The organism is Microbacterium sp. NPDC090225 (genome assembly GCF_044772365.1).
Lineage (GTDB): Bacteria > Actinomycetota > Actinomycetes > Actinomycetales > Microbacteriaceae > Microbacterium.
In genome coordinates, this window is sequence record NZ_JBIVYS010000002.1 from 548,760 (window position 1) to 561,468 (window position 12,709).

Below are 12,709 nucleotides of genomic sequence, written 5' to 3' on the forward strand. Positions count from 1 at the left end.
ACCGTTAAGGTAGAAGCATGACGTACTCCGTCGCCGTCTCCGGCGCATCCGGCTATGCGGGCGGCGAGATCCTCCGCCTCCTCGCCGCTCACCCCGACATCGAGATCCGCACCGTCACGGCGCACTCGAACGCCGGACAGCCGCTCGTCCAGCACCAGCCGCACCTGCGCTCCCTCGCGCACCTCACGCTGCAGGACACCACGCCCGAGATCCTCGCCGGCCACGACATCGTCGTGCTCGCGCTCCCGCACGGACAGTCCGGGCAGTACACGGATGCGCTGGGCGACGTCCCCCTCGTCATCGACGCCGGGGCGGATCACCGACTGACGTCGCAGGCCGCCTGGGATGCGTTCTACGGCGGCACCTTCCACGACGCGTGGACCTATGGCGTGCCCGAGCTCCTCGTCGACGGAGCGAAGCAGCGCGAGCGCCTGCGGGGTGCGACCCGCATCGCGGCTCCCGGCTGCAATGCCTCCACCGTCAGCCTCAGCCTCGCCCCCGGGGTCGCCGCCGGGGTCGTCGACCCGGGTGACATCGTGTCGGTGCTCGCGGTCGGCCCCTCGGGCGCGGGCAAGAGCCTGAAGACCAACCTGCTCGCCAGCGAAGTCCTCGGCACCGCGAACCCCTACGCCGTCGGCGGCACCCACCGGCACATCCCCGAGATCCGGCAGGCGCTCGCCGCGGCCGCGCCGGCGAGCACCGGCGCTTCGGGCGACGGCATCCGCATCTCCTTCACGCCGGTGATCGTGCCGATGTCGCGGGGGATCCTCGCGACATCGACCGCGCCGATCGTGCCCGGCGCGTCCGACGCCGACATCCGCGCCGCGTGGCAGAACGCCTACGGAGACGAGACCTTCGTGCAGCTTCTGCCCGAAGGCGTGTTCCCGCGCACGGCCGACGTGCTCGGTGCCAACACCGCGCTGATCGGTCTCGCGATCGATCGTGCGGCGAACCGCGTCACGGTCGTCACCGCGGTCGACAACCTCGTCAAGGGAACCGCCGGCGCCGCCATCCAGTCCATGAACATCGCGCTCGGTCTCCCCGAGGATCGTGCGCTCTCAGTGAACGGAGTCGCCCCGTGAGCGTCACCGCCCCCGCAGGTTTCGAAGCGGCAGGCGTCGCCGTCGGCCTCAAGTCCACCGGCAAGCCCGATGTCGCCGTCGTCGTCAACCGCGGTCCGCGCAAGGTCGGTGCCGCCGTGTTCACGAGCAACCGCGCCAAGGCGAACCCGATCATCTGGTCGCAGCAGGTGATCGCCGACCGCGTCGTCGAGGCGGTCGTGCTCAACTCCGGTGGCGCGAACTGCTTCACCGGAAGCTTCGGGTTCCAGACGACGCACCAGACGGCCGAGAAGGCCGCGGAGCTGCTCGACGTCAGCGCGGGCGACGTGCTCGTGTGCTCGACCGGTCTGATCGGCACCGGCGACGAGGTGTTCCGCGCCAAGGTGCTCACCGGCACCGAGCAGGCGATCGCGGCGCTGTCCGCAGACGGCGGCGACGTCGCGGCCCAGGCGATCATGACCACCGACACCGTCGCGAAGACGGCTGTCGTGCAGCGCGACGGATGGACGATCGGCGGAATGGCGAAGGGCGCGGGAATGCTCGCCCCCGGACTCGCGACCATGCTGGTCGTCGTCACGACGGATGCCGATCTCGAACCTCTCGAGGCGGATGCCGCGCTCCGCGCCGCGACCGGCACCACGTTCGATCGGCTCGATTCCGACGGATGCATGTCGACCAACGATCAGGTCACGCTCCTCGCCAACGGGGCGAGCGGTGTGAAGCCCGACATCGAGGCGTTCCGGTCGGCGCTGCGCGAGCTCTGCCAGGAGCTCGCGGTGAAGCTGCAGGGGGACGCCGAGGGGTCGAGCCACGACATCACGATCGAGGTGCGCGGCGCGGTCTCCGAGCAGGACGCCGTCGAGGTCGGCCGTTCGGTGGCCCGCAACAACCTCTTCAAGGCGGCGATCTTCGGCAACGATCCCAACTGGGGGCGGGTGCTCGCGGCCATCGGCACCACTTCCGCGCAGTTCGACCCCTACGACGTCGACGTCTGGATGAACGAGGTGCGCGTGTGCACCGCCGGTGGGCCGGACCGCCCCCGCGAGGAGGTCGACCTGACGCCGCGGGCGACCGACATCGTCATCGACCTGCGCTCGGGCGAGGCATCCGCCACGATCCTCACCAACGACCTCACCCACGACTACGTGCACGAGAACAGCGCCTACGCCTCATGACCGATATCCAGGACACCCCCGCCGAAGAGGCGGCGCAGAAGGCGACGACGCTCATCGAGTCGCTGCCGTGGCTGAAGAAGTTCCGCGACCAGATCGTCGTGGTCAAGTACGGCGGCAACGCGATGGTATCGGACGAACTGCAGGATGCTTTCGCGCAGGACATCGCGTACCTCCGCTACGTCGGCGTGCAGCCGGTGGTCGTGCACGGTGGCGGCCCCCAGATCTCCGACATGCTCGGACGGCTCGAGATCCCGAGCGAGTTCAAGGGCGGGTACCGCGTCACGAACACCGAGGCGATCGGTGTGGTGCGCATGGTGCTCACCGGCCAGGTGAATCCGCAGCTGGTCACCAAGATCAACTCCCACGGCCCGATCGCCACGGGTCTCAGCGGTGAGGATGCCGGCCTCTTCGGCGGTCGCCGTCGCGGGGTCATCGTCGACGGCGAGGAGGTCGACCTCGGTCGTGTCGGCGACGTCGTGCAGGTCGATCCGACGGCGGTCATCGATCACCTGGTCGCCGGACGCATCCCCGTCGTGTCGAGCATCGCGCCCGATCTCGACCACCCGGGGCACTCGCTCAACGTGAATGCGGATGCCGCGGCGGCGGCGCTCGCCATCGCCCTCGGAGCCCGCAAGCTCGTGATCCTCACCGACGTGCCGGGGCTCTACGCCGATTGGCCCAATCGCGACTCGCTCGTGTCGCACCTGACGTCGACGGCGCTCATCGACATGCTGCCGAGCCTCGAGTCGGGCATGATCCCGAAGATGCGGGCGTGCCTCGACGCGGTCGAAGGCGGGGTGGACGCCGCGGCGATCATCGACGGACGCGTGCCGCACTCGGTGCTCGTCGAACTCTTCACCAGCAAAGGAATCGGAACGGAAGTGGTGGCAGGATGACCATCTGGCAGGACGACGCGCAGCGCGACCTCGTACTCAACGCGGGAGCGCGCCTGGCGCTGCTCACGCGTGGCGAGGGCTCCTATCTGTGGGACTCCGAGGGCCGACGCCACCTCGACTTCCTCGCGGGTATCGCCGTGACCTCCCTGGGCCACGCGCACCCGGTGTTCGTCGAGGCGGTCTCCCGCCAGGCCGCGACGCTCGCCCACGTGTCGAACTACTTCGCGACCCCCTCGCAGCTGGCGCTCGCCGCCCGCCTCAAGCGTCTCGCCGGGGCCGGGATCGACGGCCGGGTGTTCTTCTCGAACTCCGGCGCCGAGGCGAACGAGGCCGCGTTCAAGCTCGCCCGTCTGCACGGCGGCGCCGAGCGTCCGCGCATCATCGCGCTCGAGAACGGCTTCCACGGCCGCACGATGGGTTCGCTCGCGTTGACCGCGAAGGAGACGATGCGCGCGCCGTTCGAGCCGATGCCCGGCGGCGTCGAGCACATCCCCGCGACGATCGAGGCGCTCGAAGCCGCGATGGACGACCGCGTCGCAGCCGTCATCGTCGAGCCGATCCAGGGCGAGGCGGGAGTCGTCGAGCTGCCCGAGGGCTATCTCGCCGCCGCCCGCTCGCTGACGCTCGCGCACGGAGCGCTCCTGATCGTCGACGAGATCCAGACCGGTGCCGGGCGCACCGGTGCCTGGTTCGGCTTCAGCCACGAGGGCATCACCCCGGATGCGATCACGCTCGCGAAGGGCATCGGCGGCGGCTTCCCGATCGGCGCGCTGGTGACCTACGGCGCGGCGAGCGATCTGTTCACCCCGGGCTCGCACGGCTCGACCTTCGGCGGGAACCCGCTGGCCACCGCGGTGGCGGATGCCGTGCTCGCCGAGATCGAGGACGCGGGGCTCGTCGAGAACGCCGCCCGGCGCGGCGAGGAGCTGCGCGAGACGATCCTCGGCCTCGAGTCGCCGCTGATCGCCGGTGTCCGCGGTCGCGGCCTGCTGATCGGCGTCGCTCTCACCGAGCCCGTCGCGGGAGCGGTGGTCGCCGCCGCTCAGGAGCGCGGTCTCATCATCAACGCCGCGAACCCCGACACGGTGCGCATCGCACCCGCCCTCACGATCGGCGATGCCGAGATCTCCGAGTTCCGCGACCTGTTCGCGGCCACGCTCTCCGACGTCCTCGCGACGCTCCCCGGAAAGGTATCCGCATGACCCGCCACCTGCTGCGCGACGACGACCTCACGCCCGCCGAACAGGCCGAGATCCTCGACCTGGCGATCGAACTGAAGAAGGACCGCTGGGCCGACAAGAGCCTCGCCGGTCCGCAGACGGTCGCCGTGATCTTCGACAAGTCGTCGACCCGCACCCGTGTCTCCTTCGCGGTCGGGATCGCCGACCTCGGGGGATCGCCCCTCATCATCTCGACCGCGAGCAGCCAGCTCGGCGGCAAGGAGACCCCGTCCGACACCGCGCGGGTGCTCGAGCGCCAGGTCGCCGCGATCGTGTGGCGCACCTATGCGCAGTCGGGTCTCGAGGAGATGTCGGCGGGCACCCGCGTGCCCGTGATCAACGCGCTGTCCGACGATTTCCACCCCTGCCAGCTGCTCGCCGATCTGCTCACGATCCGCGAGCACAAGGGCGATCTCGCAGGCCTCACCCTGACTTTCTTCGGCGATGGGCAGAGCAACATGGCGCACTCCTATGCGCTCGCCGGCGTCACGGCGGGGATGCACGTCCGAATCGCCTCTCCCGCCGACTACTCGCCGCGGGCGGACATCGTGGAGGCGGCCGATCGTCGGGCCGCCGAGACCGGTGGATCCATCACGCTGTACACCGATCCGGTCGAGGCGGCGGCGGGTGCCGATGTCGTCGTCACCGACACCTGGGTGTCGATGGGCAAGGAAGAGGAGAAGATCGCGCGCATCCGTGATCTCGGCGGCTACAAGGTGACGCCCGAGACGATGACGCTCGCCGACTCCGAGGCGATCTTCATCCACTGCCTTCCCGCCGATCGCGGTTACGAGGTCGACTCCGAGGTCATCGACGGCCCGAAGAGCGTGGTCTGGGACGAGGCCGAGAACCGGCTGCACGCGCAGAAAGCCCTCCTGGTCTGGCTGCTGCGCAAGAACGGTTCGGCATCGGCCCTCGCCGGAGCATCCGCATGAGCGGCGTGAAGAACGACGGAACGAACGAGGGCGCACTCTGGGGCGCCCGGTTCGCGACCGGTCCGTCACCCGAGCTCGTGGAGTTGAGCCGGTCGACCCACTTCGACTGGATCCTGGCTCCGTACGACATCGCAGGCTCGCATGCCCACGCCACGGCCCTCGAAGCCGCGGGCTACCTGGAAGCGGACGAGGCGGTGCGCATGCATGCGGGTCTCGACGCGGTTGCGCGCAAGGTCGCCGACGGCACGCTGCTCCCGGCCCCGACCGATGAAGACGTCCACGGTGCGCTCGAGCAGGCGTTGATCGCCGAACTCGGCGCGGAGCTGGGTGGACGCCTGCGCGCCGGCCGCAGTCGCAACGATCAGATCGCGACGCTCGTGCGCATGTACCTCATCGACCATGCGGCGGTGATCGCCCGCGACATCCTCCGGGTGATCGATGCACTCGTCGCGCAGGCCGAGGCGCACCCCGAGGCGATCCTCCCCGGACGCACGCATCTCCAGCACGCGCAGCCCGTGCTGCTGGCGCATCATCTGCAGGCGCACGGCTGGCCGCTGGTGCGCGAGCTCGAGCGCCTGGTCGACTGGCGTCGTCGTGCCGGTGTCTCGCCGTACGGCGGGGGAGCCCTCGCGGGCTCCACCCTCGGTCTCGACCCGTCGCTCGTCGCCTCCGAGCTGGGGCTCGATCGTCCGGCCGAGAACTCGCTCGACGGGACGGCCGCGCGCGACGTGGTCGCCGAGTTCGCCTTCGTGACCGCGATGATCGGTGTCGACATCTCGCGCCTGTCGGAGGAGATCATCCTCTGGAACACGCGCGAGTTCGGCTTCGTGACCCTCGACGACGGCTACTCGACCGGTTCGAGCATCATGCCCCAGAAGAAGAACCCCGACATCGCCGAGCTCGCGCGGGGCAAGTCGGGGCGCCTCATCGGCAATCTCTCGGGGCTTCTCGCGACGCTCAAGGGCCTGCCCTTGGCCTACAACCGTGATCTGCAGGAGGACAAGGAGCCAGTCTTCGACTCCGTGCGCACCCTCGAGGTCGTGCTTCCCGCTTTCGCCGGCATGATCGCCACGTTGCGTTTCGACACGGATCGGATGGCGGCTCTCGCGCCGCAGGGCTTCTCGCTCGCGACGGACGTCGCGGAGTGGCTCGTGAAGCGGCGGGTGCCGTTCCGCGATGCGCACGAGATCTCGGGTGCCCTGGTGCGTGCCTGCGAGGAGCAGGGGATCGGTCTCGAGGATGCATCCGACGAGCTGCTCGCCGGCGTCTCGTCGCATCTGACCCCGGAGGTGCGCGAGGTCCTCACGATCGAGGGCTCCGTCGCCTCTCGCACGGGCATCGGCGGAACCGCTCCGGTGCGCGTGGCCGAGCAGCGCGCCGAACTCGTCGCTCGCGCGCAGGCCGCCGCGCACGCGCTCGGTATCTGAGCCGGGGTCCGGCCCGGTGGGCCGGACCCCGGTGCTCAGTGCAGGTCGGTGTCGGCGGGTGTCCGCGTCCAGCGGGTGAATCGCACGGCGAGCCCGCTGCGCGTCGGCCCGGCGAGGAACGGACCCGCGGATGCCGCGGCCTCGCCGTCGAACGGGGCGACCCGCACGAGTCGCCAGGGCCCGTCGGCCGCGCGGGCACGCACGATCAGAGCATCCGTCCACCGGCTCACACGCACCGTGACCTCGGCGTCTAGCCAGTCGTCGACGTACCCGACGGACCAGTCCGAGCGGATGGAGGTGACGACGGCGCCGAGGCCGAGGTGCCCGTCGGCGTACTCGAGGCCGGCTTTCATCCAGTGCTCGTCATCGATGCGCACGAAGACGCCGGCCTGATCGAACTCTCCGGTCCAGGGTGCGCGGAAGGCGACCTCCATGGCCTCGCCGACGGCGAGCGGGACGAGGAGAGCGTGCTCGGTGTCGTGCACGAATCCGTAGGCGGTGTGCCGCCAGGCGTCGCTTCCTTCGACAGCGGTGGCGATCAGCTCTTGTCCGCTCTCGGTCGAGAGGGGAGGATGGGTCCAGGTTCCGGCGCTCCACGGGATGTTCTGCGATTCAGGCATATCTCGAGAATATAGCCAATAAAGGCATATCTCAACAATATGCATGATATGGTTATACGCATGGTCATCGCCGTGATCGCCGACATCGTCGGCTCCCGTTCTCTGAGCGACCGCGGGGTCGCCCAGCGTCGACTCGACGATGCGATCGCTCGGGTCGAGCGCGATCGCCCGCTGGCGCTCGAGCCCCTCACCCCGACGGTGGGCGACGAGCAGCAGGCCGTCTACGCCGACCTCGAAGGGGCGATGACGTCGCTGCTGATGATCCATCTCGCGCTTCCCGATGGCATCGGGTTGCGGTTCGGGCTCGGTGTGGGGGAGGTCCGCCGCGTGGATTCCGCTCACGGGGCGCTTCCCGACGGACCGGGATGGTGGGCTGCACGCGAGGCGATCGACCTCGCCCATGAGCGCGAGAAACGAGCCGTCCCGCGCTCGCGCACCTGGATTGTCGGTGCCCCCGGTCAGAATGAGGTCATGGAGTCGACGATCGCGGTATCGAACGCATACCTCCTCGTCCGCGACGAGCTGGTGGGAGCGATGAGCGAGCGGGAGCGACGGCTGACGTACGGTCGCGTGGTGGGGCGCTCCCAGCAAGAACTCGCCGAGGTCGAGGGTGTGACCCAACCCAGCGTCTCCAAGTCGCTGCGTCGGGTCGGAGCCCAGGCGCTCATCGACGGTCTGGCGGCGCTGCGCGGAGGCATCGCATGATCCTCGCCGGTTTCCTCCTCCTCGCGGTCGGTGCCGTCGACCTCGTGCGGCAGTTCGCCGCGCGCCGCTGGATCGGTTATCTGGTGGTCGCGGTGCTGCTCCTCGTGCTCGGCAGTGTCAGCGACGCGCTGCTCGCGATGCTGGCGGCGCTCGTGGTCGGGGCGCTCTGGGTGTGGTGCATGCCCGACGACCGTCCATCACCTGCCGGGTTCTGGCCGGCCGTTCTGCTCGGCCTCGTCAGTGCCGGTGCCGTGGTCACTCTGCCCGAGCGCTCAGGTGCAGGCCTGATCGGCGAGGTGTGGCACCTCGATTCGCCCGTGGGACCGATCTCCGTAGATCTCGCCGTCCTGGTGGTGGGTGCCGCGGCGTTCCTCCTCGAGTCCGCGAATCTCGTGGTGCGAGCAGCGCTCGACGGCGAACACACCTGGCGCCCGGTCGAGCGCCGAGAGCTCGATCCGACCCGCGCGGATGCGGAGGGTGCAGATGCCGTGGCATCCACCGCCGAACCGACGGCGGCGGTCGATCGACGCACCGCATTCCAGGGCGGGCGGTTGATCGGCCCGCTCGAGCGGATCCTGGTCCTCATGCTGACGCTCGCCGCGGCGTATCCGCTGCTGGCCGCGATGCTCGCGGCCAAGGGAATCGTGCGATTCCCCGAGATCTCGCGCGGACGCGAGACCGGTGCGCGAGCTGAGTACTTCCTCGTCGGCAGCCTCGTCAGCTGGGTGATCGCACTCGGCGCGGCATTCCTCGTCTGGTGGTCGGCGAACAGCTGAGCCGTCCGGCGCTGATAACCTGGAAAGCGTGTCTGATCCCGCTCTGACGACTGCGACGCCGGCGATCGACCCCACGTTCGAGAACGTGTGGGACGAACTCGTGTGGCGTGGCCTCGTCCACGTGTCCACCGACCAGGAGGCGCTTCGCGCCCTGCTCGCGGGAGACCCCATCACGTATTACTGCGGGTTCGACCCGACGGCTCCGAGCTTGCACCTGGGTAACCTCGTTCAGCTGCTGACGCTGCGCCGCATCCAGCTCGCCGGCCACAAGCCGCTGGGGCTCGTCGGTGGATCGACGGGACTGATCGGAGACCCGCGGCCGACCGCCGAGCGCACCCTGAACACCCGGGAGACCGTCGAGGAGTGGGTCGGACGTCTGCGGGCGCAGGTCGAGCGGTACCTGAGTTTCGAGGGTGACAATGCCGCGCGCATCGTCAACAACCTCGACTGGACCGCGCCGCTGTCGGCGATCGATTTCCTCCGCGAGGTCGGCAAGCACTTCCGCGTGGGCACGATGCTCAAGAAGGATGCGGTCGCCACGCGACTCAACTCCGATGAGGGCATCAGCTACACCGAGTTCAGCTACCAGATCCTGCAGGGCATGGACTTCCTGGAGCTCTACCGTCAGTACGGATGCCTGCTGCAGACGGGTGGGTCCGACCAGTGGGGCAACCTCACCAGCGGCACCGACCTGATCCGGCGTTCCGAGGGCGTGGCCGCGCATGCGATCGGCACGCCGCTGATCACGAACAGCGACGGCACCAAGTTCGGCAAGAGCGAGGGCAACGCGATCTGGCTCGATGCGGAGATGTGCAGCCCGTACCGCATGTACCAGTTCTGGTTGAGCACGTCCGACGCCGACGTGATCGAGCGCCTCAAGGTGTTCACGTTCCTCTCTCGTGCGGAGATCGAGCAGTACGCGGCGCTCGTCGAGTCCGAGCCGTTCCGTCGTGCCGCGCAGAAGCGGCTCGCGCTCGAGGTGTGCGCCACGGTGCACGGCATCGAGGCGACGGCGGCGGTGATCGCGGCATCCGAGGCTCTGTTCGGTCAGGGCGATCTGACCGCGCTCGACGCGGCCACGCTGCGGACCGCGCTCGAGGAGCTCCCGAACGCGACCGTCGCGCTGGGATCTCCGGTCGTCGAGGCTCTCGTCTCGACGGGTCTGGTGGCGAGCCTCTCCGAGGCGCGCCGCGCGATCTCCCAGGGTGGAGTCTCGATCGACGGCGCGCGCGTCGAAGACGAGAACGAGACGGTGCAGGGCGGTCTCCCCGGTGGAGTCTCCGTGCTCCGCCGGGGCAAGAAGACCCTGGCCGGCGTCTTCATCGCCTGACGGTTCCGCACCGCCGCACGTCCGCGCAGACACCGAGGGGAACGGATGCCGTTCACACCCAGTCACGCGCTCGTCGCGCTGCCGTTCATCCGCACGCCGCTCGTGCCGGCGGCGATCGCGATCGGGGCGATGACCCCGGATCTTCCGCTGTTCCTCCGCGGTGTGGGTCTGAACTACTCGTTCACCCACACCGCGGGGAACGTGGTCTGGACCGCGCTGCTCGCATTCGCGCTCTTCCTCGTGTGGCGCATCGTGCTGAGGCCGGCCGTACCGGAACTCGTCCCGGCGTGGGTCGCGCGCCGGCTCCCCGAGGGCTGGGATCGCAGCGCGGTCGCGGCGGCGGGGGAGGCCGTGGGAGTCGGTCAGCGTCGGGTCTACCCGGTGCTGCTCGCCGCCTCGCTGATCCTCGGTGTGATCTCGCACATCCTCTGGGATCTCTTCACCCACGAAGGGCGTACCGGCGTCGACCTCGTCCCGGTGCTCGACGAGATGTGGGGCCCGTTGCCGGGTTACAAGTGGCTGCAGCACGGATCGAGCGTGATCGGACTCGCGATCATCGGAGTCTGGGCCCTCGTCTGGTTGCGCGGTCGGGCGCCTCGGGAGAAGCTCGATCGCCGCGTGCCGCAGGCCGTTCGCGTCGTCTGGTGGGTGTCGCTTCCCGTCGTCCTGATCGCTGCCTGGGTCGTCGGCTCGTTGATCTGGGGACCATTGGACGCGGAGTTCACCGCGCAGCACCTCGCCTACAGGGTGCTGCCTCCGGCCTGCGCGATCTGGGGAGCGGCCACTCTCGTCCTGTGTCTCCTGGTCGCGCCGCGGCGCTCAGATCACCAGCGCGGTTGATCCCGACCCCAGGGGCGCGGGGCGGAGTACTCGAAACCGGGAATCGCAGAGCCGACGGTGACGATTCGTCGACCGTCCACGGAGAACCCGGTCGTATGGCGTGAGACGTCGATCCTCTGCTCGGCGGCGAGGACATCATGCCGTGGCAGGCCCAGCAGCTCGGCGGCGATCCGACGCAGAGAGGTCGAGACGAACCAGCTCCCGCCCTCGAGCTTCCGTCGGCGGAGCGCGACGGACACGGCGGCGGCCAAAAGATAGCCGGCGCTGTGATCCAGCGCCTGAGCCGGGAGCGCACCGGGCGTGCTCCCGTCCGGCGATTCGATCCAGGAGATGCCCGACTCCGCCTGCACCAGGCTGTCGAATCCTGCGCGATCCGGATGCTCGCTGCCCCAGGCGCTCAGTTGGGCGATCACCAGGTGCGGATGCCGATGCGCGAGCGCGTTCGGATCGAGCCCGAGGCGCGCGAAGCTCGACGGGCGGTATCCGAGCACGACGGCGTCCGCGGACGACAGCAGCTCCTCCATCTGCGGGGAACGGGCATCGAGGAGAGCGGTTCGCTTCCCATGACCGGTATCGAGGTGCTGCCACTCCGGCTCGGGCAGATGCGGAGGATCGATGCGCAACACGTCGGCACCGAGGAGAGCGAGCGTGCGCGTGCACACCGGTCCGGCGATGACGCGTGTGAGATCGAGCACGCGGTACCCCGCGAGCGGAGCATCGAGTGACAGGGGACTCGACAGCTCTCCGCGCGACGGCCGCGTGCCGTCACGCGACACCTCGAGGAGCGCTGTGGTGCGCAGAGCACGATCGACCGCGGGGCGTTCCTGCTCGACGACTACGGCGAGCCCACCCGCAGAAGTGATCTCGCGAGCGGCGTCGACCGCGGTGATGCGGGCGAGAGCGGCCGACACGTCCGTGGCGTCACCGTTCGCCGCGACGCCGAGGCCGCGACGCAGGGCTGCCGCGTGATGCGGGTAGTTCCCGTGGGTGCGGAGCCAACCGTCCGCGGTAGACCAGAACCCGGAGAACGGCGACCAGACCGAGGGAGTGGAGCCGTCGATCGTGAGGAAGCGATCGCTCCGATACGCCAGGGCGATGCGATCGGTGTCGAGCGCGCGGTGATCGCCTCCCGTGACGGTAGTGATCGCCGCGACGCTGGAGCGGGCGAGTTCGCCCGTCGCGAGCCGGGAGGGGAGGGGGACGGTGCCCCGTGGTTCGGAGACGTCGACCTCCACCGGGGGAGCGATCGCCAGATCCTCGAGGACGCGTCGAAGCAGTGAGGTGGGCATGCGCCGAGCGTAGTCCCGGCGCGTCGCAGGCGGGAAAACGCCTGTGACCGGGACGAAGCTGATCCGAGAGGCCGTGCGACACGCCCGAGGTGTGCGCCCCGATTTGCCAGAACCCCGGAATCCACGTAACTTATTACTTGTTCGCCCCACAGGGAAGCGGAAAGGCCGAGAGCCTCACCCCCCTCAAGCGGCGAACGACTCCCGATCCACTCTCACTTGAGAGATCAGACGCTTGCGTCTAGGATGGGAGACTCACCTCTTCTACAGCTTGTCTGGCTGTGCAGCGGATCACTGATCTGCTCGACACGCCGACTTGACAAGCCGGATGAGATGGGTAAGGTAGAGAAGTTGCCCTTCGGGCCTGGTTGTGATGACTGGGTCGTGGGAGCATCCGATCCTTGAGAACTCAACAGCGTGCACTTGTCAAATGCCAAA

At 69.1% G+C, this 12,709-nt stretch carries 12 protein-coding genes; 10 read left to right on the forward strand and 2 right to left on the reverse strand.

What is annotated here, in order from left to right; all coding sequences use genetic code 11:
* Nucleotides 1–17: 17 nt before the first annotated feature.
* From argC to argH, 6 genes are read left to right on the forward strand one after another with little or no spacing between them, the layout of a single operon-like run.
* Complete coding sequence (gene argC, locus ACIQTT_RS16560) at nucleotides 18–1,082, forward strand: N-acetyl-gamma-glutamyl-phosphate reductase (RefSeq protein WP_402792539.1); 1,065 nt, start codon at nucleotides 18–20, stop codon at nucleotides 1,080–1,082.
* Nucleotides 1,079–2,236 (forward strand): bifunctional glutamate N-acetyltransferase/amino-acid acetyltransferase ArgJ, encoded by a 1,158-nt coding sequence (argJ, locus tag ACIQTT_RS16565; RefSeq protein WP_402792542.1) that lies wholly within the window; start codon nucleotides 1,079–1,081, stop codon nucleotides 2,234–2,236. The genes argC and argJ overlap by 4 nt, the downstream gene beginning before the upstream one ends.
* On the forward strand, nucleotides 2,233–3,132 hold the full coding sequence (argB, locus tag ACIQTT_RS16570; protein WP_402792544.1) for an acetylglutamate kinase: 900 nt from the start codon (nucleotides 2,233–2,235) through the stop codon (nucleotides 3,130–3,132). Before argJ ends, argB begins: the two co-directional genes overlap by 4 nt.
* On the forward strand, nucleotides 3,129–4,334 hold the full coding sequence (locus ACIQTT_RS16575) for an acetylornithine transaminase (RefSeq protein ID WP_402792546.1): 1,206 nt from the start codon (nucleotides 3,129–3,131) through the stop codon (nucleotides 4,332–4,334). Before argB ends, ACIQTT_RS16575 begins: the two co-directional genes overlap by 4 nt.
* Entirely contained in the window at nucleotides 4,331–5,287 is a 957-nt protein-coding gene (argF, locus tag ACIQTT_RS16580; protein ID WP_402792549.1) for an ornithine carbamoyltransferase, read from the forward strand. Before ACIQTT_RS16575 ends, argF begins: the two co-directional genes overlap by 4 nt.
* Complete coding sequence (argH, locus tag ACIQTT_RS16585) at nucleotides 5,284–6,714, forward strand: argininosuccinate lyase (protein WP_402792551.1); 1,431 nt, start codon at nucleotides 5,284–5,286, stop codon at nucleotides 6,712–6,714. Before argF ends, argH begins: the two co-directional genes overlap by 4 nt.
* A 35-nt stretch (nucleotides 6,715–6,749) precedes the next feature.
* Here argH and ACIQTT_RS16590 read toward each other — a convergent pair whose 3' ends face one another.
* Entirely contained in the window at nucleotides 6,750–7,334 is a 585-nt protein-coding gene (locus ACIQTT_RS16590; RefSeq protein ID WP_402792554.1) for a DUF1349 domain-containing protein, read from the reverse strand.
* A gap of 60 nt (nucleotides 7,335–7,394) precedes the next feature.
* Between ACIQTT_RS16590 and ACIQTT_RS16595 the strand changes: the two genes are divergently transcribed.
* The 4 genes from ACIQTT_RS16595 to ACIQTT_RS16610 are packed head-to-tail and all read left to right on the forward strand — an operon-like array spanning nucleotide 7,395 to nucleotide 10,985.
* Nucleotides 7,395–8,039, forward strand: coding sequence for a SatD family protein (locus ACIQTT_RS16595; protein ID WP_402792556.1), 645 nt, complete (start codon nucleotides 7,395–7,397; stop codon nucleotides 8,037–8,039).
* Nucleotides 8,036–8,815, forward strand: a complete 780-nt coding sequence (locus tag ACIQTT_RS16600) for a hypothetical protein (RefSeq protein ID WP_402792559.1) — start codon at nucleotides 8,036–8,038, stop codon at nucleotides 8,813–8,815. Before ACIQTT_RS16595 ends, ACIQTT_RS16600 begins: the two co-directional genes overlap by 4 nt.
* Nucleotides 8,816–8,843: 28 nt before the next feature.
* The gene (gene tyrS / locus ACIQTT_RS16605) at nucleotides 8,844–10,145 is read left to right on the forward strand and encodes a tyrosine--tRNA ligase (protein WP_402792562.1); all 1,302 of its coding nucleotides are present in this window, start codon (nucleotides 8,844–8,846) and stop codon (nucleotides 10,143–10,145) included.
* A gap of 45 nt (nucleotides 10,146–10,190) precedes the next feature.
* The gene (locus ACIQTT_RS16610; protein WP_402792565.1) at nucleotides 10,191–10,985 is read left to right on the forward strand and encodes a DUF4184 family protein; all 795 of its coding nucleotides are present in this window, start codon (nucleotides 10,191–10,193) and stop codon (nucleotides 10,983–10,985) included.
* Here ACIQTT_RS16610 and ACIQTT_RS16615 read toward each other — a convergent pair.
* Nucleotides 10,970–12,274 (reverse strand): CoA transferase, encoded by a 1,305-nt coding sequence (locus ACIQTT_RS16615; RefSeq protein ID WP_402792568.1) that lies wholly within the window; start codon nucleotides 12,272–12,274, stop codon nucleotides 10,970–10,972. The two genes, ACIQTT_RS16610 and ACIQTT_RS16615, sit on opposite strands and share 16 nt — an antisense overlap.
* Nucleotides 12,275–12,709: the final 435 nt, after the last annotated feature.

Excerpts from the sequence above, each read along its gene's own strand:
- ACIQTT_RS16590 (WP_402792554.1), bottom strand. The coding sequence starts at position 7,334 with ATGCCTGAATCGCAGAACATCCCGTGGAGCGCCGGAACCTGGACCCAT.
- argF (WP_402792549.1), top strand. The coding sequence starts at position 4,331 with ATGACCCGCCACCTGCTGCGCGACGACGACCTCACGCCCGCCGAACAG.
- ACIQTT_RS16610 (WP_402792565.1), top strand. The coding sequence starts at position 10,191 with ATGCCGTTCACACCCAGTCACGCGCTCGTCGCGCTGCCGTTCATCCGC.
- ACIQTT_RS16600 (WP_402792559.1), top strand. The coding sequence starts at position 8,036 with ATGATCCTCGCCGGTTTCCTCCTCCTCGCGGTCGGTGCCGTCGACCTC.
- argB (WP_402792544.1), top strand. The coding sequence starts at position 2,233 with ATGACCGATATCCAGGACACCCCCGCCGAAGAGGCGGCGCAGAAGGCG.
- ACIQTT_RS16595 (WP_402792556.1), top strand. The coding sequence starts at position 7,395 with ATGGTCATCGCCGTGATCGCCGACATCGTCGGCTCCCGTTCTCTGAGC.
- ACIQTT_RS16615 (WP_402792568.1), bottom strand. The coding sequence starts at position 12,274 with ATGCCCACCTCACTGCTTCGACGCGTCCTCGAGGATCTGGCGATCGCT.
- argC (WP_402792539.1), top strand. The coding sequence starts at position 18 with ATGACGTACTCCGTCGCCGTCTCCGGCGCATCCGGCTATGCGGGCGGC.
- ACIQTT_RS16575 (WP_402792546.1), top strand. The coding sequence starts at position 3,129 with ATGACCATCTGGCAGGACGACGCGCAGCGCGACCTCGTACTCAACGCG.
- argH (WP_402792551.1), top strand. The coding sequence starts at position 5,284 with ATGAGCGGCGTGAAGAACGACGGAACGAACGAGGGCGCACTCTGGGGC.